At 52.1% G+C, this 22,525-nt stretch carries 13 protein-coding genes; 7 read left to right on the forward strand and 6 right to left on the reverse strand.

The window, feature by feature from the left end; translation table 11 throughout:
• Positions 1–48: 48 nt before the first annotated feature.
• The 6 genes from gyrA to ACJHYD_RS01745 all read left to right on the forward strand — a co-directional run bounded on the left by gyrA (position 49) and on the right by ACJHYD_RS01745 (position 12,102).
• Positions 49–2,676: a DNA topoisomerase (ATP-hydrolyzing) subunit A gene (gene gyrA, locus ACJHYD_RS01720; RefSeq protein ID WP_001281251.1), complete on the forward strand. Its 2,628-nt coding sequence runs from the start codon at positions 49–51 to the stop codon at positions 2,674–2,676.
• A gap of 148 nt (positions 2,677–2,824) precedes the next feature.
• Positions 2,825–4,513 carry a DUF2138 domain-containing protein gene (locus ACJHYD_RS01725; RefSeq protein WP_000012346.1) on the forward strand — a complete coding sequence of 563 codons (1,689 nt, stop codon included), beginning with the start codon at positions 2,825–2,827 and terminating at the stop codon, positions 4,511–4,513.
• The gene (locus ACJHYD_RS01730) at positions 4,510–5,133 is read left to right on the forward strand and encodes a DUF1175 domain-containing protein (protein WP_001328405.1); all 624 of its coding nucleotides are present in this window, start codon (positions 4,510–4,512) and stop codon (positions 5,131–5,133) included. The genes ACJHYD_RS01725 and ACJHYD_RS01730 overlap by 4 nt, the downstream gene beginning before the upstream one ends.
• A 23-nt stretch (positions 5,134–5,156) precedes the next feature.
• Positions 5,157–9,671: an alpha-2-macroglobulin family protein gene (locus ACJHYD_RS01735; RefSeq protein WP_001328406.1), complete on the forward strand. Its 4,515-nt coding sequence runs from the start codon at positions 5,157–5,159 to the stop codon at positions 9,669–9,671.
• Positions 9,672–11,321 (forward strand): YfaQ family protein, encoded by a 1,650-nt coding sequence (locus ACJHYD_RS01740; RefSeq protein WP_001104555.1) that lies wholly within the window; start codon positions 9,672–9,674, stop codon positions 11,319–11,321.
• A 4-nt stretch (positions 11,322–11,325) separates the two neighbouring features.
• Positions 11,326–12,102 carry a YfaP family protein gene (locus tag ACJHYD_RS01745; protein WP_001225846.1) on the forward strand — a complete coding sequence of 259 codons (777 nt, stop codon included), beginning with the start codon at positions 11,326–11,328 and terminating at the stop codon, positions 12,100–12,102.
• A 73-nt stretch (positions 12,103–12,175) separates the two neighbouring features.
• On the opposite strand, the gene atoB is transcribed toward ACJHYD_RS01745, so the two are convergent.
• The 6 genes from atoB to atoS all read right to left on the reverse strand — a co-directional run bounded on the left by atoB (position 12,176) and on the right by atoS (position 19,426).
• Positions 12,176–13,360: an acetyl-CoA acetyltransferase gene (gene atoB, locus ACJHYD_RS01750; protein ID WP_000786551.1), complete on the reverse strand. Its 1,185-nt coding sequence runs from the start codon at positions 13,358–13,360 to the stop codon at positions 12,176–12,178.
• 30 nt (positions 13,361–13,390) lie between these two features.
• Positions 13,391–14,713, reverse strand: coding sequence for a TIGR00366 family protein (locus ACJHYD_RS01755; RefSeq protein ID WP_000580275.1), 1,323 nt, complete (start codon positions 14,711–14,713; stop codon positions 13,391–13,393).
• Entirely contained in the window at positions 14,710–15,360 is a 651-nt protein-coding gene (gene atoA, locus ACJHYD_RS01760) for an acetate CoA-transferase subunit beta (RefSeq protein ID WP_187197631.1), read from the reverse strand. Before atoA ends, ACJHYD_RS01755 begins: the two co-directional genes overlap by 4 nt.
• Complete coding sequence (atoD, locus tag ACJHYD_RS01765; protein ID WP_000850540.1) at positions 15,360–16,022, reverse strand: acetate CoA-transferase subunit alpha; 663 nt, start codon at positions 16,020–16,022, stop codon at positions 15,360–15,362. Before atoD ends, atoA begins: the two co-directional genes overlap by 1 nt.
• Positions 16,023–16,217: 195 nt before the next feature.
• Positions 16,218–17,603 (reverse strand): acetoacetate metabolism transcriptional regulator AtoC, encoded by a 1,386-nt coding sequence (gene atoC / locus ACJHYD_RS01770; RefSeq protein WP_000125281.1) that lies wholly within the window; start codon positions 17,601–17,603, stop codon positions 16,218–16,220.
• Positions 17,600–19,426: a two-component system sensor histidine kinase AtoS gene (gene atoS, locus ACJHYD_RS01775; protein WP_000559127.1), complete on the reverse strand. Its 1,827-nt coding sequence runs from the start codon at positions 19,424–19,426 to the stop codon at positions 17,600–17,602. The genes atoC and atoS overlap by 4 nt, the downstream gene beginning before the upstream one ends.
• 166 nt (positions 19,427–19,592) lie before the next feature.
• On the opposite strand from atoS, the gene rcsC reads away from it, so the two are divergent.
• Entirely contained in the window at positions 19,593–22,442 is a 2,850-nt protein-coding gene (gene rcsC / locus ACJHYD_RS01780; protein ID WP_000876029.1) for a two-component system sensor histidine kinase RcsC, read from the forward strand.
• The last annotated feature ends 83 nt before the right edge of the window (positions 22,443–22,525 follow it).

Raw genomic sequence — 22,525 nt, forward strand, 5'->3', positions numbered from 1 at the left:
TAATTTGCGACCTTTGAATCCGGGATACAGTAGAGGGATAGCGGTTAGATGAGCGACCTTGCGAGAGAAATTACACCGGTCAACATTGAGGAAGAGCTGAAGAGCTCCTATCTGGATTATGCGATGTCGGTCATTGTTGGCCGTGCGCTGCCGGATGTCCGAGATGGCCTGAAGCCGGTACACCGTCGCGTACTTTACGCCATGAACGTACTAGGCAATGACTGGAACAAAGCCTATAAAAAATCTGCCCGTGTCGTTGGTGACGTAATCGGTAAATACCATCCCCATGGTGACTCGGCGGTTTATGACACGATCGTCCGTATGGCGCAGCCATTCTCGCTGCGTTACATGCTGGTAGACGGTCAGGGTAACTTCGGTTCCATCGACGGCGACTCTGCGGCGGCAATGCGTTATACGGAAATCCGTCTGGCGAAAATTGCCCATGAACTGATGGCCGATCTCGAAAAAGAGACGGTCGATTTCGTTGATAACTATGACGGCACGGAAAAAATTCCCGACGTCATGCCAACCAAAATTCCTAACCTGCTGGTGAACGGTTCTTCCGGTATCGCCGTAGGTATGGCAACCAACATCCCGCCGCACAACCTGACGGAAGTCATCAACGGTTGTCTGGCGTATATCGATGATGAAGACATCAGCATTGAAGGGCTGATGGAACACATCCCGGGGCCAGATTTCCCGACGGCGGCAATCATCAACGGTCGTCGCGGTATTGAAGAAGCTTACCGTACCGGTCGCGGCAAGGTATATATCCGCGCCCGTGCTGAAGTGGAAGTTGACGCCAAAACCGGACGTGAAACCATTATCGTCCACGAAATTCCGTATCAGGTAAACAAAGCGCGCCTGATCGAGAAGATTGCGGAACTGGTAAAAGAAAAACGCGTGGAAGGCATCAGCGCGCTGCGTGACGAGTCTGACAAAGACGGTATGCGCATCGTGATTGAAGTGAAACGCGATGCGGTCGGTGAAGTTGTGCTCAACAACCTCTACTCCCAGACCCAGTTGCAGGTTTCTTTCGGTATCAACATGGTGGCATTGCACCATGGTCAGCCGAAGATCATGAACCTGAAAGACATCATCGCGGCGTTTGTTCGTCACCGCCGTGAAGTGGTGACCCGTCGTACTATTTTCGAACTGCGTAAAGCTCGCGATCGTGCTCATATCCTTGAAGCATTAGCCGTGGCGCTGGCGAACATCGACCCGATCATCGAACTGATCCGTCATGCGCCGACGCCTGCAGAAGCGAAAACTGCGCTGGTTGCTAATCCGTGGCAGCTGGGCAACGTTGCCGCCATGCTCGAACGTGCTGGCGACGATGCTGCGCGTCCGGAATGGCTGGAGCCAGAGTTCGGCGTGCGCGATGGTCTGTACTATCTGACCGAACAGCAAGCCCAGGCAATTCTGGATCTGCGTCTGCAGAAACTGACCGGTCTTGAGCACGAAAAACTGCTCGACGAATACAAAGAGCTGCTGGATCAGATTGCGGAACTGCTGCGTATTCTGGGTAGCGCCGATCGTCTGATGGAAGTGATCCGTGAAGAGCTGGAGCTGGTTCGTGAACAGTTCGGCGACAAACGTCGTACTGAAATCACTGCCAACAGCGCCGACATCAACCTGGAAGATCTAATCACACAGGAAGATGTGGTGGTAACACTCTCTCACCAGGGCTACGTGAAGTATCAGCCGCTTTCTGAATACGAAGCGCAGCGTCGTGGCGGGAAAGGTAAATCTGCCGCACGTATTAAAGAAGAAGACTTTATCGACCGACTGCTGGTGGCGAACACCCACGACCATATTCTGTGCTTCTCCAGCCGTGGTCGCGTCTATTCGATGAAAGTCTATCAGTTGCCGGAAGCCACTCGTGGCGCGCGCGGTCGTCCGATCGTCAACCTGCTGCCGCTGGAGCAGGACGAACGTATCACTGCCATCCTGCCGGTGACCGAGTTTGAAGAGGGCGTGAAAGTCTTCATGGCGACCGCTAACGGTACCGTGAAGAAAACTGTCCTCACCGAGTTCAACCGTCTGCGTACCGCCGGTAAAGTGGCGATCAAACTTGTTGAAGGCGATGAGCTGATCGGCGTTGACCTGACCAGCGGCGAAGACGAAGTAATGCTGTTCTCCGCCGAAGGTAAAGTGGTGCGCTTTAAAGAGTCTTCTGTCCGTGCGATGGGCTGCAACACCACCGGTGTTCGCGGTATTCGTTTAGGCGAAGGCGATAAAGTCGTCTCTCTGATCGTGCCTCGTGGCGATGGCGCAATCCTCACCGCAACGCAGAACGGTTATGGTAAACGTACCGCAGTGGCGGAATACCCGACTAAGTCGCGTGCGACGAAAGGGGTTATCTCCATCAAGGTTACCGAACGTAACGGTTTAGTGGTTGGCGCGGTGCAGGTAGATGACTGCGACCAGATCATGATGATCACCGATGCCGGTACGCTGGTACGTACTCGCGTTTCGGAAATCAGCATCGTGGGCCGTAACACCCAGGGCGTGATCCTCATCCGTACTGCGGAAGATGAAAACGTAGTGGGTCTGCAACGTGTTGCTGAACCGGTTGACGAGGAAGATCTGGATACCATCGACGGCAGTGCCGCGGAAGGGGACGATGAAATCGCTCCGGAAGTGGACGTTGACGACGAGCCAGAAGAAGAATAATTTTACTTCTTCATGCCAAAAGGGAGCTATCTCCCTTGTTTGAATTGAAAAGTCCAGGCTGCAAAGTCTGGGCTTTTGTCGTATTAGGGCGCGGTAAAGTTTTGCTGTGCTCATAAAAAATGGCTGGCTTTACACAAGGAATGTGGCAATGAGTGGTGAAAAAAAGGCGAAAGGCTGGCGGTTCTATGGTCTTGTAGGTTTGGGCGCAATAGTACTGCTTTCCGCTGGCGTCTGGGCGTTGCAATATGCTGGCAGTGGGCCAGAAAAAACGTTGTCGCCGCTGGTGGTGCACAACAATCTGCAAATCGATCTCAATGAGCCGGACCTCTTTCTCGACAGCGACTCTCTGAGCCAGCTTCCCAAAGACCTCCTTACCATTCCGTTTCTCCACGATGTTCTGAGTGAAGATTTCGTTTTCTATTATCAGAATCATGCCGATCGTCTGGGCATTGAAGGCAGCATTCGCCGCATTGTCTATGAACACGATCTCACGCTGAAAGATAAGCTCTTTTCGTCACTCTTAGATCAGCCCGCGCAGGCGGCGCTATGGCACGATAAACAAGGCCATCTTTCACATTACATGGTGCTGATCCAGCGCAGTGGTTTAAGCAAACTGCTGGAGCCATTGTTGTTTGCCGCTACCAGCGACAGCCAGTTAAGCAAAACGGAAATCAGTAGTATTAAGCTAAATAGTGAAACCATCCCGGTTTATCAGTTGCGCTATAACGGCAATAACGCCCTGATGTTCGCGACTTATCAGGACAAGATGCTGGTGTTTTCCAGTACGGATATGCTGTTTAAAGATGACCAGCAGGATACCGAAGCCACGGCGATCGCAAGTGATTTGTTGAGCGGTAAAAAACGCTGGCAAGCCAGCTTTGGCCTGGAAGAGCGTACTGCCGAAAAAACGCCAGTACGCCAGCGCATCGTGGTCAGCGCCAGGTTGCTGGGGTTTGGCTACCAGCGATTAATGCCTTCTTTTGCTGGCGTACGCTTCGAAATGAGCAACGACGGCTGGCATAGCTTTGTGGCGTTAAATGATGAATCCGCAAGCGTAGATGCCAGTTTCGATTTTACGCCGGTATGGAACAGTATGCCTGCCGGGGCCAGCTTCTGTGTGGCGGTGCCGTATTCGCATGGTATTGCCGAAGAGATGCTTTCGCACATCAGCCAGGAAAACGACAAGCTGAACGGGGCGTTAGATGGTGCAGCCGGGCTGTGCTGGTATGAAGACTCAAAATTACAAACCCCGCTGTTTGTCGGTCAGTTTGATGGCACTGCCGAACAGGCACAACTGCCTGGGAAACTGTTTACGCAAAATATTGGTGCGCACGAAAGCAAAGCGCCAGAAGGTGTTTTGCCGGTAAACCAGACTCAGCAGGGCGAAGCGCAAATCTGGCGTCGCGAAGTGAGTTCCCGATACGGCCAGTATCCGAAAACACAGGCGGCGCAACCAGATCAACTAATGTCGGATTATTTTTTCCGCGTGTCGCTGGCGATGCAAAACAAAACGCTGCTTTTCTCCCTCGATGACACGCTGGTTAATAACGCGCTGCAAACACTGAATAAAACCCGCCCGGCAATGGTGGATGTAATACCCACTGACGGCATCGTTCCGCTCTATATCAATCCACAAGGCGTGGCGAAACTGCTGCGTAACGAAACGCTGACCAGTCTGCCGAAGAATCTCGAACCGGTTTTTTATAACGCCGCACAAACTTTATTAATGCCGAAGCTGGACGCTTTATCTCAACAACCGCGTTATGTCATGAAGCTGGCACAGATGGAACCCGATGCCGCCTGGCAGTGGCTACCCATAACCTGGCAGCCGCTATGAGGCACGGACTGCTGGCGCTGATTTGCTGGCTGTGTTGTGTTGTTGCCCATAGCGAAATGCTGAATGTCGAACAGTCGGGGCTGTTTCGCGCCTGGTTTGTGCGTATTGCACAGGAACAGCTCCGACAGGGGCCAAGTCCGCGCTGGTATCAGCAGGATTGTGCGGGCCTGGTGCGATTTTCGGCGAACGAGGCGCTGAAAGTTCACGACAGCAAATGGCTAAAAAGTAACGGCATAGCAAGTCAGTATTTGCCGCCTGAAATGACGCTAACACCTGAACAGCGTCAACTGGCGCAAAACTGGAATCAGGGGAACGGAAAAACCGGCCCCTATGTGACCGCGATTAATTTGATTCAGTACAACAGCCAGTTCATTGGCCAGGACATAAACCAGGCGCTGCCTGGCGATATGATTTTTTTCGATCAGGGCGATGCCCAGCACTTAATGGTCTGGATGGGGCGTTACGTCATCTACCACACCGGAAGCGCCACGAAAACTGACAACGGAATGCGCGCAGTCAGTCTGCAACAACTTATGACATGGAAGGACACCCGATGGATACCCAACGATTCCAATCCCAATTTCATTGGCATTTATCGTTTAAATTTTCTGGCGCGATAGCAGCGTGCTTGTCCCTGTCTCTTGTGGGAACAGGGCTTGCTAATGCTGATGATTCGCTTCCTTCCAGTAACTATGCGCCGCCCGCAGGGGGAACATTCTTTTTGCTTGCTGACAGCAGTTTTAGCAGCAGTGAAGAGGCGAAAGTGCGACTGGAAGCGCCGGGGCGTGATTATCGGCGCTATCAGATGGAAGAGTACGGCGGCGTGGACGTTCGCCTGTATCGTATTCCTGACCCGATGGCATTTTTGCGCCAGCAGAAAAACCTGCATCGCATTGTGGTGCAACCGCAATATCTGGGCGACGGGCTGAACAATACGCTGACCTGGCTGTGGGATAACTGGTACGGCAAATCTCGCCGCGTGATGCAGCGTACTTTCTCTTCTCAGTCACGGCAGAATGTGACTCAGGCGTTACCCGAATTACAGCTCGGCAATGCCATTATTAAACCTTCCCGTTATGTACAGAACAGCCAGTTTTCACCGCTGAAAAAATATCCACTGGTGGAACAGTTCCGTTACCCACTATGGCAGGCTAAACCGGTCGAGCCGCAGCAAGGGGTAAAACTGGAAGGCGCATCCAGCAATTTCATCTCGCCGCAGCCGGGTAACATCTATATTCCTCTCGGCAAACAAGAGCCGGGACTGTACCTCGTCGAGGCGATGGTCGGTGGATATCGGGCGACGACGGTGGTATTTGTCTCTGATACCGTGGCGCTTAGCAAAGTGTCGGGTAACGAGCTCCTGGTGTGGACCGCGGGTAAAAAACAGGGTGAAGCGAAGCCGGGATCAGAGATCTTGTGGACTGACGGTCTTGGCGTGATGACCCGCGGTGTGACCGATGACAGTGGTACCTTGCAGTTACAACATATATCGCCGGAACGTTCATACATTCTGGGTAAAGATGCTGAAGGCGGCGTTTTTGTCTCCGAGAATTTTTTCTACGAAAGCGAAATTTACAACACCCGCTTGTATATCTTCACCGACCGCCCTCTGTATCGCGCAGGCGATCGTGTTGATGTCAAAGTGATGGGCCGCGAGTTCCACGACCCGTTGCATTCATCCCCCATCGTTAGCGCCCCGGCGAAGCTTTCAGTGCTGGACGCCAACGGCAGTCTGTTGCAAACCATCAATGTCACGCTGGATGCGCGTAATGGCGGGCAGGGGAGTTTCCGCCTGCCAGAAAATGCCGTCGCCGGAGGTTATGAGTTACGCCTGGCTTACCGCAAACAGGTCTATAGCAGCAGTTTTCGCGTAGCCAACTACATCAAACCACATTTTGAGATTGGCTTAGCCCTCGACAAAAAAGATTTCAAAACTGGCGAAGCGGTCAGCGGCAAACTGCAACTACTCTATCCGGATGGCGAACCGGTAAAAGATGCCAGCGTGCAGTTGAGTTTGCGCGCTCAGCAACTTTCGATGGTTGGTAACGATTTGCGTTATGCCGGACGTTTCCCGGTGTCGCTGGAAGGTAGCGACGCTGTTTCTGACGATAAAGGCAATGTAGCGTTAAACCTTCCCGCCGCCGATAAACCGAGCCGCTATTTACTGACCGTCTCCGCCAGCGATGGCGCGGCATATCGTGTTACTACTACCAAAGAGATCCTCATTGAACGCGGTCTGGCGCATTACTCTCTAAGCACCTCCGCACAATACAGTAATAGCGGCGAGTCGGTTGTTTTCCGTTATGCCGCGCTGGAATCTTCAAAGCAGGTGCCTGTTAAGTATGAGTGGCTACGCCTGGAAGACCGAACAAGCCACAGCGGAGATCTACCTTCTGGTGGCAAATCCTTTACCGTCAATTTCGATAAACCGGGTAACTACAATCTGACGTTACGCGATAAAGACGGCTTAATTCTCGCCGGGTTAAGCCATGCAGTCAGCGGTAAGGGCAGCACGTCGCATACTGGTACGGTAGATATTGTGGCAGATAAAACGCTGTACCAGCCTGGCGAAACCGCGAAGATGCTGATTACCTTCCCGGAGCCAATTGATGAAGCATTATTGACGCTGGAACGCGATCGCGTTGAACAGCAGTCGCTGCTATCGCATCCGGCAAACTGGCTGACGTTACAACGTTTAAACGATACCCAGTATGAAGCCCGCGTACCGGTGAGCAATTCCTTTGCGCCTAATATCACTTTTTCGGTGCTGTATACCCGTAACGGTCAGTACAGTTTTCAGAACGCCGGGATCAAAGTTGCCGTTCCCCAGCTGGATATCCGGGTGAAAACGGACAAAACCCATTACCAGCCTGGTGAACTGGTCAATGTCGAATTAACCTCGTTGCTGAAAGGTAAACCTGTTTCTGCGCAGCTAACGGTTGGCGTGGTCGATGAAATGATCTATGCGCTGCAACCGGAAATCGCGCCGAATATCGGCAAATTTTTCTATCCGCTGGGGCGTAACAATGTGCGTACCAGCTCCAGTCTTTCGTTTATCAGCTACGACCAGGCGCTCTCCAGCGAGCCGGTTGCGCCAGGCGCGACTAACCGCAGCGAGCGGCGAGTAAAAATGCTTGAACGTCCACGGCGTGAAGAGGTGGATACCGCGGCATGGATGCCGTCACTCACAACTGATAAACAAGGCAAAGCGTATTTCACGTTCCTGATGCCTGATTCGTTAACCCGTTGGCGCATTACAGCCAGAGGGATGAACGGCGACGGGCTGGTCGGGCAGGGGCGTGCTTATCTTCGTTCGGAAAAAAATCTCTACATGAAGTGGAGTATGCCAACGGTGTATCGCGTGGGCGACAAACCGGCGGCAGGACTGTTTATCTTCAGTCAGCAGGATAACGAACCGGTGGCGCTGGTGACTAAATTTGCAGGCGCTGAGATGCGCCAGACGCTGACGCTGCACAAAGGGGCGAATTATATTTCGCTGACGCAGAATATTCAGCAATCTGGCTTGTTAAGTGCAGAACTGCAACAAAATGGGCAAGTGCAGGACAGCATTAGCACAAAACTGTCTTTTGTGGATAACAGCTGGCCCGTTGAACAGCAGAAAAATGTCATGCTCGGCGGTGGCGAGAACGCGCTGATATTGCCCGAGCAGGCGAGCAATATCCGGCTACAAAGTAGTGAAACGCCGCAGGAGATTTTCCGCAACAATCTTGATGCGTTAGTCGATGAACCGTGGGGTGGGGTGATCAACACCGGTAGCCGTCTGATCCCGCTCAGTCTCGCCTGGCGTTCGCTTGCCGATCATCAAAGTGCCGCCGCTAACGACATTCGTCAGATGATTCAGGATAACCGTCTGCGGCTGATGCAACTGGCGGGGCCCGGAGCACGCTTTACCTGGTGGGGTGAAGATGGCAATGGCGACGCCTTCCTGACTGCATGGGCATGGTACGCCGACTGGCAGGCCAGCCAGGCGCTCGGCGTAACGCAACAACCGGAATACTGGCAGCATATGCTCGACAGTTATGCCGAGCAGGCAGATAACATGCCGTTATTGCATCGGGCGCTGGTGCTGGCGTGGGCACAGGAGATGAATCTGCCGTGCAAAACGTTGTTGAAAGGGTTGGATGAAGCTATCGCCCGGCGCGGAACTAAAACTGAAGATTTCTCTGAGGAAGACACCCGCGATATCAATGACAGCCTGATCCTCGATACACCGGAATCTCCACTGGCAGATGCGGTGGCAAACGTCTTAACCATGACGTTGCTGAAAAAAGCGCAGTTGAAGTCCACTGTGATGCCACAGGTTCAGCAATATGCGTGGGATAAAGCGGCAAACAGCAATCAGCCGCTGGCGCACACGGTTGTGCTGCTCAATAGCGGGGGCGACGCTACCCAGGCGGCTGCTATTTTAAGTGGTTTGACCGCTGAGCAATCTACTATTGAGCGCGCGCTGGCCATGAACTGGCTGGCGAAATATATGGCGACAATGCCTTCGGTTGTGTTGCCTGCGCCTGCGGGCGCATGGGCCAAACATAAGTTAACTGGAGGGGGCGAAGACTGGCGTTGGGTTGGTCAGGGCGTGCCGGACATTCTCTCTTTTGGTGACGAATTATCGCCGCAAAATGTGCAGGTCCGCTGGCGTGAACCGGCAAAAACGGCTCAACAAAGTAACATTCCGATGACCGTTGAACGCCAGTTGTATCGGCTTATCCCCGGTGAAGAAGAGATGAGCTTTACTCTGCAGCCGGTGACCAGCAATGAGATTGACAGCGATGCGCTGTATCTCGATGAAATCACGCTTACCAGCGAGCAGGATGCAGTTCTGCGCTATGGTCAGGTGGAAGTACCGCTCCCGCCGGGAGCCGATGTTGAGCGCACAACATGGGGCATTTCGGTCAATAAACCCAACGCCGCGAAACAGCAGGGGCAATTGCTGGAAAAAGCGCGAAATGAAATGGGCGAATTGGCCTATATGGTGCCGGTGAAAGAACTGACGGGAACGGTCACTTTCCGCCATTTGCTGCGCTTCTCGCAAAAAGGGCAATTCGTTCTGCCTCCTGCTCGTTATGTGCGTTCCTATGCACCTGCACAGCAAAGTGTTGCGGCAGGGAGTGAATGGACCGGGATGCAGGTGAAATAAGTGAACTGGCGCAGAATTGTCTGGCTATTGGCGTTGGTTACTCTGCCAACGCTTGCGGAGGAGACGCCGTTACAACTGGTGCTGCGCGGTGCGCAGCACGATCAACTGTATCAGCTGTCGTCATCAGGCGTGACCAAAGTCTCAGCATTACCTGACACGCTCACCACGCCGTTAGGGAGTTTGTGGAAACTGTATGTTTACGCCTGGCTGGAGGATACCCATCAACCGGAGCAGCCCTACCAGTGTCGCGGAAACTCCCCGGAAGAGGTTTATTGTTGTCAGGCTGGGGAGAGCATAACGCGCGATACCGCGCTGGTACGTTCCTGTGGACTCTATTTTGCGCCGCAGCGGTTGCATATTGGCGCAGATGTGTGGGGGCAATACTGGCAACAGCGTCAGGCACCGGCGTGGTTAGCGTCTCTTACTACGCTGAAGCCAGAAACCTCGGTAACGGTTAAATCACTGCTTGATTCATTAGCGACGTTACCCGCGCAAAACAAAGCTCAGGAAGTCTTACTGGATGTGGTGCTGGACGAGGCGAAAATCGGTGTCGCATCCATGCTCGGTAGTCGGGTACGGGTGAAAACCTGGAGCTGGTTTGCCGATGATAAACAGGAAATCCGTCAGGGTGGTTTTGCCGGCTGGTTAACCGATGGTTCACCGCTGTGGGTTACTGGCAGTGGCACCAGCAAAACGGTACTAACCCGTTATGCGACGGTGCTTAATCGGGTTTTGCCAGTGCCGACGCAGGTTGCCAGTGGGCAATGTGTAGAGGTGGAGCTGTTTGCCCGCTATCCGCTGAAGAAAATCACAGCGGAAAAGAGTACGACGGCAGTAAAACCCGGCGTACTTAATGGGCGCTATCGTGTGACATTTGCCAATGGTAACCACATTACGTTTGTCAGCCACGGTGAGACGACCTTACTGAGCGAAAAGGGCAAACTGAAATTGCAGTCGCATCTTGATCGTGAAGAGTACGTTGCCAGAGTTCTGGATCGCGAGGCGAAAAGTACGCCCCCTGAGGCAGCGAAAGCCATGACCGTGGCGATTCGCACTTTTTTACAGCAAAACGCCAATCGGGAAGGCGATTGCCTGACCATCCCCGACAGTAGCGCCACGCAGCGTGTTTCTGCTTCGCCAGCGACCACGGGGGCGCGAACGATGACCGCCTGGACGCAGGATCTTATCTATGCGGGCGATCCGGTTCATTATCATGGCAGTCGCGCTACCGAAGGGACGCTTTCCTGGCGGCAAGCCACGGCCCAGGCGGGGCAGGGAGAGCGTTACGACCAGATACTCGCGTTTGCTTATCCCGACAACAGCCTTAGCCGCTGGGGAGCGCCACGCTCAAGCTGCCAGTTATTACCCAAAGCGAAAGCCTGGCTGGCGAAAAAAATGCCGCAGTGGCGGCGTATATTACAAGGCGAGACGGGGTACAACGAACCAGACGTGTTTGCGGTCTGTCGTTTAGTCTCAGGTTTCCCCTATACCGATCGGCAGCAGAAACGGCTGTTTATTCGTAACTTCTTTACGCTTCAGGATCGGCTCGATTTAACCCATGAGTATCTGCACCTGGCCTTTGATGGTTATCCCACCGGGCTTGATGAGAACTATATCGAAACGCTGACCCGACAATTATTAATGGACTAATGCTATGCGAAAGATTTTTCTTCCGTTGTTACTGGTGGCGCTTTCGCCTGTCGCTCACAGTGAAGGTGTGCAGGAAGTCGAGATTGATGCACCGCTCTCTGGCTGGCATCCGGCAGAGGGCGAAGATGCCAGTTTTTCACAATCGATCAATTACCCGGCGTCGTCCGTCAACATGGCAGATGATCAAAATATCTCAGCGCAGATCCGCGGCAAAATAAAGAATTATGCTGCGGCGGGTAAAGTTCAGCAGGGCCGGCTGGTGGTCAACGGTGCCAGTATGCCGCAGAGAATTGAATCCGATGGTTCATTTGCACGCCCTTATATTTTTACTGAAGGCAGCAACAGCGTGCAGGTCATCAGCCCGGATGGGCAAAGCCGACAAAAAATGCAGTTTTACTCAACGCCGGGCGCTGGAGCGATCCGCGCGCGTTTACGGCTGGTTCTCTCCTGGGACACGGACAATACCGACCTCGACCTTCACGTTGTTACACCTGATGGCGAACACGCCTGGTACGGTAACAGCGTGCTGAAAAACAGTGGTGCACTGGATATGGATGTCACGACGGGGTACGGCCCCGAGATTTTCGCCATGCCAGCGCCGATTCACGGACGTTATCAGGTGTATATCAACTACTATGGCGGACGCAGCGAAACGGAATTGACGACCGCCCAACTGACGCTGATCACCGAGGAAGGATCGGTCAATGAGAAACAGGAAACATTTATTGTACCGATGCGTAATGCTGGCGAGCTGACGCTGGTGAAAAGTTTTGACTGGTGATTAATGGGGTTACCTTCGCCGTCGATGTTCAAGAAAACGCCCGATAACTTTCGCTATCGGGTGTTTTTATTGATTAATTCAACCGTTCAATCACCATCGCAATTCCCTGGCCGCCACCAATGCACAGTGTTGCCAGCCCCAGCGTTTTATCGCGTGCCTGCATGGCATGTAATAGTGTGACCAGAATACGAGCACCACTGGCACCGATAGGATGCCCGAGCGCGATGGCCCCGCCGTTGACATTCACTTTCTCAGAATCAAAGCCCAGGGTTTTCCCAACGGCAAGGAACTGTGCAGCAAATGCTTCATTAGCCTCAATGAGATCAATATCCGCCAGTTGCAGCCCCGCCAGTTGTAACGCTTTTTGCGTGGCAGGTACTGGCCCCATACCCATAAATGCGGGGGGCACGCCACCGCTGGCATAACTTTTAATGCGAGCCAGGGGGGTAAGGCCTGCTGCCAGCGCCGCAGATTCTTCCATAATCACCAGAGCGGCAGCACCGTCGTTAATACCAGACGCGTTCCCGGCGGTGACTGTTCCTGCTTTATCGAAGGCCGGGCGCAATGCGCCTAACGCTTCAGTCGTAGAATCCGCTTTCGGGAATTCGTCTTGACTGAAGACGAAGGTTTTCTTCCGAGTGACAACATTTACCGGGACGATTTCGGCTGTAAAAGCACCGGACTCAATTGCGGCTGCCGCTTTACGCTGTGAATGTAGCGCCAGTTCATCCTGCATTTCTCGGGTAATTCCGTACTCTTTGGCCACGTTCTCGGCGGTAATCCCCATATGATAACCATGGGTGGCGCACATCAGACCATCGCGCAGGATTACGTCATAAACCTGTCCGTCTCCAAGACGATAACCAGAGCGTGCTTTTGCATCGAGTAAGTAGGGCGCTAAACTCATATTTTCCATACCCCCCGCCACAATGCTTTGCGCCTGACCTGCCTGAATTGCCTGGGCGGCAAGCGCCACACTTTTAAGACCCGAACCACACACTTTATTGACCGTGAATCCGCACACCGTTTCTGCCAGCCCGCTTTTTAACAGTGCCTGACGTGCCGGATTTTGCCCCAACCCGGCTTGCAACACGTTACCCATAATCACTTCATCAATGTGTAGTGAATCGATTCTTGCACGTTCAATGGCGGCTTTAATTACTGTCGCCCCCAGGTCGATGGCGCTGGTGGAAGCGAGTGAGCCGTTAAAACTACCGATAGCAGTACGTACCGCACTGACGATGACACAATTTTTCATTTTTTATTCCTTCTGTCTGTAGGGTTGCCGTCAGAACAGCGTTAAACCAATGACGAAAATGACGCCGGAGAAGAGCAGGGCAGTGATGCAATAGCCCATGATGTCGCGGACACCGAGTCCGGCGATTGCCAGTGCTGGCAGCGCCCAGAATGGTTGTGCCATGTTCATCCATTGCTCGCCGTAGGCGATCGCCATTACCGATTTACCGAGATCAGCGCCCAGCGCCTGGGCTGCGGGTATCACGAAAGGTCCCTGAATAACCCAGTGACCGCCGCCAGACGGAACGGCGAAGTTAATCAGTGCAGAACTAAAAAAGGTCATTACCGGGAAGGTGTCTTTGTTCGCAACATTGATGAAGAATTCGGTAATGAGTCCGCCCAGACCGGAGTGCTCCATCATCAGTTGGATCCCAGCGTAGAAGGGGAATTGCACCAAAATACCGGCAGTACTGCGTGCTGCCGCGCTGATAGCACGCATATAAGCCATTGGCGTTTTATGTAGCAGCAGACCCGCAATCATAAACATCAGGTTGACGGTATTGATGGTGATGTTGAAGCCATGTTCGCTGAAGTACATCGCAAGGTAAGCGATACCGAGTGCGCCGATGATCAACGTCAGAATGCGGCTTTCTTCCAGTCGCTCGGATGGTGGGGCATCTTTCGGTAGCTGCTTTTGGAAATCAGCCTCTTCCATGAGTAGTTTCGGATCGATACTCACCACGTCAGACGGTTTTGGCATCATCATGCGGGTGATAAATGGCATCACCACAATCAACGCCACAGTGATGAAAATATTAAAACCACTGAACAGAGTATCGCCCACCGGGATCAGCCCGGCGATATGCTCAACCGGGTTGCCCGGTGTTGCAGCCAACAGAGGCATTGAGCCAGAGAAACCGCCACCCCAGGTGAGAAAACCAATGTAGGCGCAGGCAATGAGCAACGGATAATCAGAACCGGGTACTCGGCGGGCGACTTCACGGGCAAACATTGCGCCGACAACCAAACCAAATCCCCAGTTGATGACACAAGCGACTGAACCGAAGAAAGTAACCAGCATGACGCCCTGTACGGGCGTCTTTGCGGCGGAGGCGGCAGTACGCAGCAAACTTTTTACCGGAGCAGAGCTGGCAAGGGCATGACCGGTAACGATGATAAGCGCCATCTGCATACCAAACGCCAGCAAGTTCCAGAAACCGTCACCCCACATTTTCACCATGCTGATCGGCGTTTGTGGTGTTAACCAAAGCGCGATCACGAAAGTTAGCAATGTCAGCAACATGGCAAAGATCAGTGGATCGGGAAGCCACCGGCTGACAAAACGCGTCATAAAACGCGATATGCGACCAATCATAAATCACCCCGTTGCGTATTCAGATCGGCGGCGACTTCAAACCGAGCTTCTGTTTTGGCACGCACGGTGGCTAAATCACACCCGTCGGCAATTTCGGTGAGCCACATTTTGCCGTCAATAAAACGAAAGATAGCCAGTTCAGTAACCAGCATATGCACCGCATGTTGCGCAGTGAGTGGCATGGTGCAGCGGCGCAAAATTTTTGCTGAACCATCTTTGGCACAATGTTCCATGGCGATGATCACTTTGCGCGACCCGGTCACCAGATCCATCGCGCCACCCATACCGGGCACCATTTTCCCAGGCACTACCCAGTTCGCGAGGTTTGCTTCTTCGTCTACTTGCAAACCGCCGAGCACGCAGGCATCAATATGACCGCCGCGGATTAGCGCAAATGACATGGCGCTATCAAACATGGCTGCACCGGGTAAAACACCGCACGGTTGTCCGCCAGCGTTCACCAGATCTGGATGCGCTGTCGTGACCGGGCCTAAACCGAGGAAGCCGTTTTCCGATTGCAGAGTGATATGAATACCCTCCGGTAAATAATTGGCGACCATTGTGGGTAAACCGATCCCTAAGTTAACGATGTCACCATCACGAAGCTCTTGCGCCACACGGCGCGCAATACGTTGTTTCGCATCCATTATTTGCTCTCCTGTGAAACGATGATGTGGTCGATAACGGCACCAGGGGTGACAATATGGTCAGGTTGCAGCTCGCCGGTTTCGACCAGTTCATCTGGCTCTACCAGTGTGATATCAGCCGCAAGGGCTATCAGGGGGTTAAAGTTGCGGGCGCTAAGTTGATAGGTCAGGTTGCCAAGTGTGTCGCAACGATGAGCGCGAATTAGCGCCAGGTCGGCGCGCAGTGGGCGTTCGAGCAGCCAGGTTTTACCGTCGAGTGTCAGTGTCTGTTTGCCTTCCTCTACGACGGTGCCGACACCCGTTGGGGTGAGAAAACCACCAAGTCCAGCTCCACCACAGCGAATTTGCTCGATTAGCGTACCTTGCGGCACCAGAACGACGTCCATCTCACCAGATATCATGCGCCGACCTGTTTCCGGGTTGGTGCCGATATGTGAAGCAATCACTTTGCGGACTCGACCATTGACGATGAGCGGACCGATGCCAGTATCAACAAACGCGGTATCATTGGCTATCAATGTCAGGTCGCGAACACCAGATTCCAGTAATGCTTCAACCAGGCGGGATGGAGTGCCAATCCCCATAAATCCGCCCACCATGATGGTCATGCCGTCACGAAAGAAGCCGGTGGCATCTTGTAATGTCATCAATTTTGTTTTCATTTTTTATCCCTCTTGCATACACCGTTGTGGGTACAGTCAGGGAATAGCAAGGGGAGTGCCAGAATGAGATTATTGGGTTTTGTTATTTAACTAATTGAATATGAAGGGATAAATTGGATGAGGATTTATAAGGAGAATGAGCGGCTATGCAGAAAATTGCGCACTGTGCAAATATCTGCATAGCAAGTTTTGGCGTTATACATCCGCCGGATCGATACCGTATTCCTGGAGTTTATACATCAATGCACGGCGACTGATGCCCAGCATTAAAGCAGTGCGGGTTCGGTTTCCTTCTTGTTGTTCCAGCACTTCCATAATGATGCGTTTTTCGACGCGTTTAATTTCCTCTTTTAAATTACGCTCACCGACAGGGGCTGTTTTTGCCTCACCAGCATTACAGACTGGCTGACGAATCTGCGGCGGAAGATCCTCAGAGAAAATGATCGGGCCTGAGTTCATCACGACGGCGCGTTCAATAACGTTGGAAAGCTCTCGAATATTTCCCGGCCATGACCAGGCGGTAAGCAGTGACATTGCCATCGGATCGATGTCGATAATATCGCGCTGATTCTCACTACTGAATTTTTGCAAAAAGTGATTAGCTAACAGGGAAATATCTTCCCGGCGATCGCGCAGAGGCGGCAGTATTAAATGAATAACGTTAAGGCGATAAAAGAGATCTTCACGGAAGGTGCCTTCTTTTACCATTGCCTGCAAGTCACGGTTGGTGGCAGCAATGATGCGGATATCAACTTTTATGGTCTGATGGCCGCCAATCCGTTCAAATTCCCGTTCCTGCAGAATGCGTAGTAATTTGGCTTGCAGTACGAGCGGCATTTCGCCAATTTCGTCGAGGAGCAGAGTACCTTCGTTGGCACGTTCAAATAATCCCTGACGCAAGGTTTGTGCACCAGTAAATGCACCTTTTTCATGACCAAACAGTTCACTTTCGAGCAACGATTCCGGCAGCGCCGCGCAGTTGACTTTAATGAACGGCCCCTTTGCCCGCCGCGAATTGTAGTGAATCGCTCTGGCAATCAACTCTTTCCCGGTGCCGCTTTCACCGCTAATCAAGACGCTGGCCTGAGAAAGGGCAATTTTGGCGGTGTCTTTGCAGATATCCATCATCGCAGGGCTGTTGGTGAGAATGTGCCCCCATTGCCAGCTGGTGCTCAGTGCCTGGTGCAGATGACGGATCTCTTTTTTCATTGACTGGAGTTGTAAAGCGCGCTGAACGATTAAATTCAACTCATCGAGATCAAACGGTTTGATAACATAGTCGAAGGCCCCGCAGCGTAGCGCTTCGACGGCGGTTTCCACTTCAGCATAGGCCGTCATCAGAATAACGGGGGTCCGTGTCTCATGGCTGCGCATCTCCTTGAGTGCCTTGATGCCGTCCATCTCTGGCATGCGGATATCCATCAACACCACGTCAGGGTGAATATCGGCAAACAGGTGTAATGCTGTGCGTCCGTTGTTCGCACAATGTGTTTCGAATCCTTGTAGTGCAAAAGCGGTGCTCAGCATACGGCGAACATTATCTTCATCATCCACAATAAGGATGCGATTAATAGCAGTCATACAGTCTGATTTCCCTGCGGATTGATCGGTAAAATAAGCGTGAAGGTTGCGCCGTAGCCCGGCAAACTGGCGACGCGAATATCACCCTGATGGGCATTAATGATGCGTTGACTTAACGCCAGACCAAGCCCGGTTCCAGAGGCTTTGGTGGTGAAAAAGGGATCGAAGATCTTTTTTTGCAGCGAGAGATCAATGCCACAGCCGTTGTCCTCTATCGAAATGGCCTGTTGTGAGTCGCTGTATTGCCAGGTTTGAATGCGAATTTTCCCTCGTGCGCTGATAGCCTGGACGGCATTGATCAGGATATTCAGTAGTACCTGTTTGAGCAGTTCACGATCGGCGTTAATCGGGTTTAATTCATTATCCAGTTCGCTTATGAAGTCGACCCGCGCTTGTACGCCGGCGGTTTGTACCAGTACCAGAGTTTCTTCAACCAATGCATTGAGACTGACTTGTTGCCATTGACTGTGGCGTGGACGTGAAAATTCGAGCAATTGCTGAATAACTTTGTTAATTGAATCGATTTCTTTGAGTACTACGGACAGATATTCCTGATGTATTAGGTCGCTGGTTTGTTGGCGCAAGATCTGTACATAACCACGAATAGCCGTTAGCGGATTACGTACTTCATGCGCGACGCCAGCCATCAGCTCACCCAGTGTGGCGAGGCGTTCTGCTTGCGCCATGCGGCGCTGGGTTTCTTTGCGGGCAGTTAAATCAGAGAAAATCACCAAAGCACCTATCATTTCACCATGCGTGTTATGAATACGACTGGTAGTGACACTGAGTTCAATGGTGCGGTCACGGCCTGGAAAACTGATCTCCAGCGCTACATGTTCGGTGCCATGTTCCAGCGTATCCAGTACTGGACTGTAGAACTGAGTATTGTCGAACAACATGGAGTAAGGCTGCCCTACCAGTTCATGACGTTGATAGCCAGTGATGACTTCTGCTGCCGGGTTCATGGTGGTTACATCACCCTGGCGGTCAATGGCAATGACGCCATCGGCAGCGTTTTCAATAATCAGATCGTTAAGTGTCCGCGTTTCACGCAGTGCCTGGGCGAGGTTGTTAACACTCTGACTGATTTGCCCCATTTCACCGGGCAATTGTGGTAATCGAGTGGGAATATTTTGTGCCAGAGTCGAGAGGCCATCGGTGATGATATCAATATTGGCGCTCAGGCGACGGGAGAAAAGGACAATCAACAGCAGGCTTATCAGCAAACCGGCGGTGAGCACAATGATAATCCTCACATCCATTTTCCAGGCCTGGCGGCGAATATCTTCGGTTAATTCATTGGCCCAGATATAGCCGAGGATTTCACCATTACGCTCAATGGGGATCATTGAATTCAAAATATCGCCGCGCACCTGCCTGCCTGAATAAACCAAAGGGGTATTTGTACGCATGACTTCGCGACCAGGGTGATCTGCGGCAATGGTAACGCCGACATTATTCTGATATAGCGCTGAAGGCGCGTAGGTGATTATCGCATCCAGCGTTTTGTTGTAATAACCAGCGCCGATGCCAGGGAAGGCGTGAGTGATATTTTCGGTAATGGGGGCAAGTTCTGCATTTAATGCGCGGATACGCTCCTCACGTGGTAAGTCGATGTAGAGATCATAGCGATCGCCTAGTGCCTGATTAAGCAGGTTGACCACGGCAGAAAGTTTTTTCTCTTTTTCAGATAAGACTGCTGAACGTCCTTCCGTTTCTACGATATAACCAATAGTAAGCGTTGGGACAATGACCATCAGGATTGCCATCAGAATCATTTGATTGCGTAAGCGGCGTGGATAAATCCACTTCATATAATGCATGCTGAAATCCACTAGTCTTGTCCGGTATATGACGATTATCAGAGGTTAAGGTGATGATTTCTCGGCGGTGTATCATATTCCAGAGAAGAGAGAACATTGCGGTAACACGCTTTTACCGCTACCTTAACCACACTCCATCGGTCACCTGAGGCGGAGCTTCGCCCCTTTGAAATACCTTGCTTCTTTTCGTACAACCCTGAAAGCCTCGCGCTACATGTTCAGAGCATTGGCGTTAGTGCTCTGGCTGTTGATTGCTTTTTCATCCGTTTTTTACATCGTTAATGCGTTACATCAGCGAGAATCGGAAATTCGTCAGGAATTTAATCTGAGTTCCGATCAGGCTCAGCGCTTTATTCAACGTACCTCTGATGTGATGAAAGAGCTGAAGTACATCGCTGAAAATCGCTTATCGGCAGAAAACGGTGTGCTTTCCCCGCGTGGACGAGAAACGCAGGCGGATGTGCCTGCGTTTGAACCGCTGTTTGCCGACTCCGATTGTTCCGCAATGAGTAACACCTGGCGAGGCTCTCTGGAGTCATTGGCGTGGTTTATGCGCTACTGGCGCGATAATTTCTCTGCGGCTTACGATCTCAACCGGGTATTTTTAATCGGCAGCGATAACCTCTGCATGGCCAATTTCGGTCTGCGTGATATGCCAGTGGAACGCGATACCGCGTTGAAAGCGTTGCATGAACGCATTAATAAATATCGAAATGCACCACAAGATGATAGTGGCAGTAACCTCTACTGGATCAGCGAAGGTCCGCGCCCTGGCGTCGGGTATTTTTACGCGTTGACGCCAGTTTATCTGGCGAACCGGTTGCAGGCGCTTTTGGGTGTCGAGCAGACTATCCGGATGGAGAATTTTTTCTTACCTGGTACGTTGCCGATGGGGGTTACCATTCTTGATGAAAATGGTCATACCCTGATTTCGCTTACCGGACCAGAAAGTAAAATTAAGGGCGATCCTCGCTGGATGCAGGAACGCTCCTGGTTTGGCTATACGGAAGGGTTCCGGGAGCTGGTGCTGAAGAAAAATCTGCCACCCTCATCGCTAAGCATCGTGTATTCGGTGCCGGTTGATAAGGTGCTGGAACGCATTCGCATGTTGATCCTTAACGCAATTTTGCTGAATGTGCTTGCCGGAGCTGCATTGTTTACTCTCGCGCGGATGTACGAGCGACGTATTTTCATTCCGGCGGAAAGCGACGCCCTGCGACTGGAAGAACATGAGCAGTTTAATCGCAAGATTGTCGCCTCCGCGCCAGTGGGTATCTGCATTTTGCGTACCGCTGATGGCGTCAATATTTTAAGTAACGAACTGGCGCATACCTATCTCAATATGCTTACGCATGAGGATCGCCAACGGCTGACACAAATTATCTGTGGGCAGCAGGTCAATTTTGTTGATGTCCTGACCAGCAACAATACCAATCTGCAAATCAGCTTCGTCCATTCGCGCTATCGTAATGAAAACGTGGCCATTTGTGTGCTGGTGGATGTTTCTTCGCGCGTGAAGATGGAAGAGTCGTTGCAGGAGATGGCACAAGCAGCGGAACAGGCGAGCCAGTCAAAATCGATGTTCCTTGCCACCGTCAGTCATGAGCTGCGAACGCCGCTGTATGGCATTATCGGTAACCTGGATCTGTTGCAAACCAAAGAGTTACCGAAAGGCGTCGATCGTCTGGTGACGGCAATGAACAACTCTTCCAGCCTGTTGTTGAAAATTATCAGCGATATTCTCGATTTCTCGAAGATTGAATCGGAACAGTTGAAGATCGAACCGCGTGAGTTTTCACCGCGTGAAGTGATGAACCACATCACCGCCAACTATTTACCGCTGGTGGTACGCAAGCAGTTAGGCTTGTACTGCTTTATTGAACCGGATGTGCCAGTGGCCTTAAATGGCGACCCGATGCGTTTACAGCAGGTCATCTCCAACCTGTTGAGTAACGCCATAAAATTCACCGATACCGGCTGTATAGTTTTGCATGTTCGCACTGATGGCGATTATCTCTCTATCCGTGTTCGCGATACCGGCGTGGGGATTCCGGCGAAAGAAGTGGTGCGCTTGTTTGATCCCTTCTTCCAGGTCGGAACGGGCGTACAGCGTAACTTCCAGGGGACCGGTCTGGGTCTGGCGATTTGTGAAAAACTGATCAGCATGATGGACGGCGATATCTCGGTAGATTCAGAACCGGGAATGGGTAGCCAGTTTACCGTGCGTATTCCGTTGTACGGCGCTCAGTACCCGCAGAAAAAAGGCGTGGAAGGGTTGAGTGGTAAACGCTGCTGGCTGGCGGTCCGCAATGCGTCGCTCTGTCAGTTCCTGGAAACCAGTTTGCAGCGCAGCGGCATCGTCGTTACAACATACGAAGGGCAGGAACCGACTCCCGAAGATGTGTTAATTACTGACGAGGTAGTGAGTAAAAAATGGCAGGGTAGAGCGGTAGTGACCTTCTGTCGTCGCCATATTGGTATTCCGCTGGAGAAAGCGCCAGGGGAGTGGGTACACAGTGTGGCTGCCCCGCATGAGCTACCGGCATTGTTGGCGCGTATTTATTTGATCGAGATGGAGAGCGACGATCCTGCTAACGCTCTGCCGTTAACGGACAAAGCGGTCAGCGATAACGACGATATGATGATTCTGGTCGTGGATGATCATCCGATTAACCGGCGTCTGCTGGCAGATCAGTTGGGATCGTTGGGCTATCAATGTAAAACCGCGAATGATGGCGTCGATGCGCTTAATGTACTTAGCAAGAATCATATTGATATCGTGCTTAGCGACGTCAACATGCCAAATATGGATGGTTACCGCTTGACGCAACGCATTCGTCAGTTGGGACTGACGTTGCCGGTAATCGGAGTAACTGCTAATGCGTTGGCTGAAGAGAAGCAGCGGTGTCTGGAGTCTGGTATGGACAGCTGCCTGTCGAAGCCGGTAACGCTGGATGTGATAAAACAGACGCTAACGGTATATGCCGAGAGGGTCAGGAAATCGCGGGATTCGTAGGGCGGATAAGGCGTTTACGCCGCATCTGGCATTCAGTGCAAATGCCAGATGCGACGCTGACGCGTCTTATCTGGCCTACAGAT

Source organism: Escherichia sp. WS1368 (assembly GCF_046487485.1).
GTDB lineage: Bacteria > Pseudomonadota > Gammaproteobacteria > Enterobacterales > Enterobacteriaceae > Escherichia > Escherichia coli.

Bases quoted from the DNA above. Each gene is read 5' to 3' on its own strand.
- gyrA (WP_001281251.1), top strand. From the start codon at position 49: ATGAGCGACCTTGCGAGAGAAATTACACCGGTCAACATTGAGGAAGAG.
- ACJHYD_RS01725 (WP_000012346.1), top strand. From the start codon at position 2,825: ATGAGTGGTGAAAAAAAGGCGAAAGGCTGGCGGTTCTATGGTCTTGTA.
- ACJHYD_RS01730 (WP_001328405.1), top strand. From the start codon at position 4,510: ATGAGGCACGGACTGCTGGCGCTGATTTGCTGGCTGTGTTGTGTTGTT.
- ACJHYD_RS01745 (WP_001225846.1), top strand. From the start codon at position 11,326: ATGCGAAAGATTTTTCTTCCGTTGTTACTGGTGGCGCTTTCGCCTGTC.
- atoB (WP_000786551.1), bottom strand. From the start codon at position 13,360: ATGAAAAATTGTGTCATCGTCAGTGCGGTACGTACTGCTATCGGTAGT.
- ACJHYD_RS01755 (WP_000580275.1), bottom strand. From the start codon at position 14,713: ATGATTGGTCGCATATCGCGTTTTATGACGCGTTTTGTCAGCCGGTGG.
- atoA (WP_187197631.1), bottom strand. From the start codon at position 15,360: ATGGATGCGAAACAACGTATTGCGCGCCGTGTGGCGCAAGAGCTTCGT.
- atoD (WP_000850540.1), bottom strand. From the start codon at position 16,022: ATGAAAACAAAATTGATGACATTACAAGATGCCACCGGCTTCTTTCGT.
- atoC (WP_000125281.1), bottom strand. From the start codon at position 17,603: ATGACTGCTATTAATCGCATCCTTATTGTGGATGATGAAGATAATGTT.
- atoS (WP_000559127.1), bottom strand. From the start codon at position 19,426: ATGCATTATATGAAGTGGATTTATCCACGCCGCTTACGCAATCAAATG.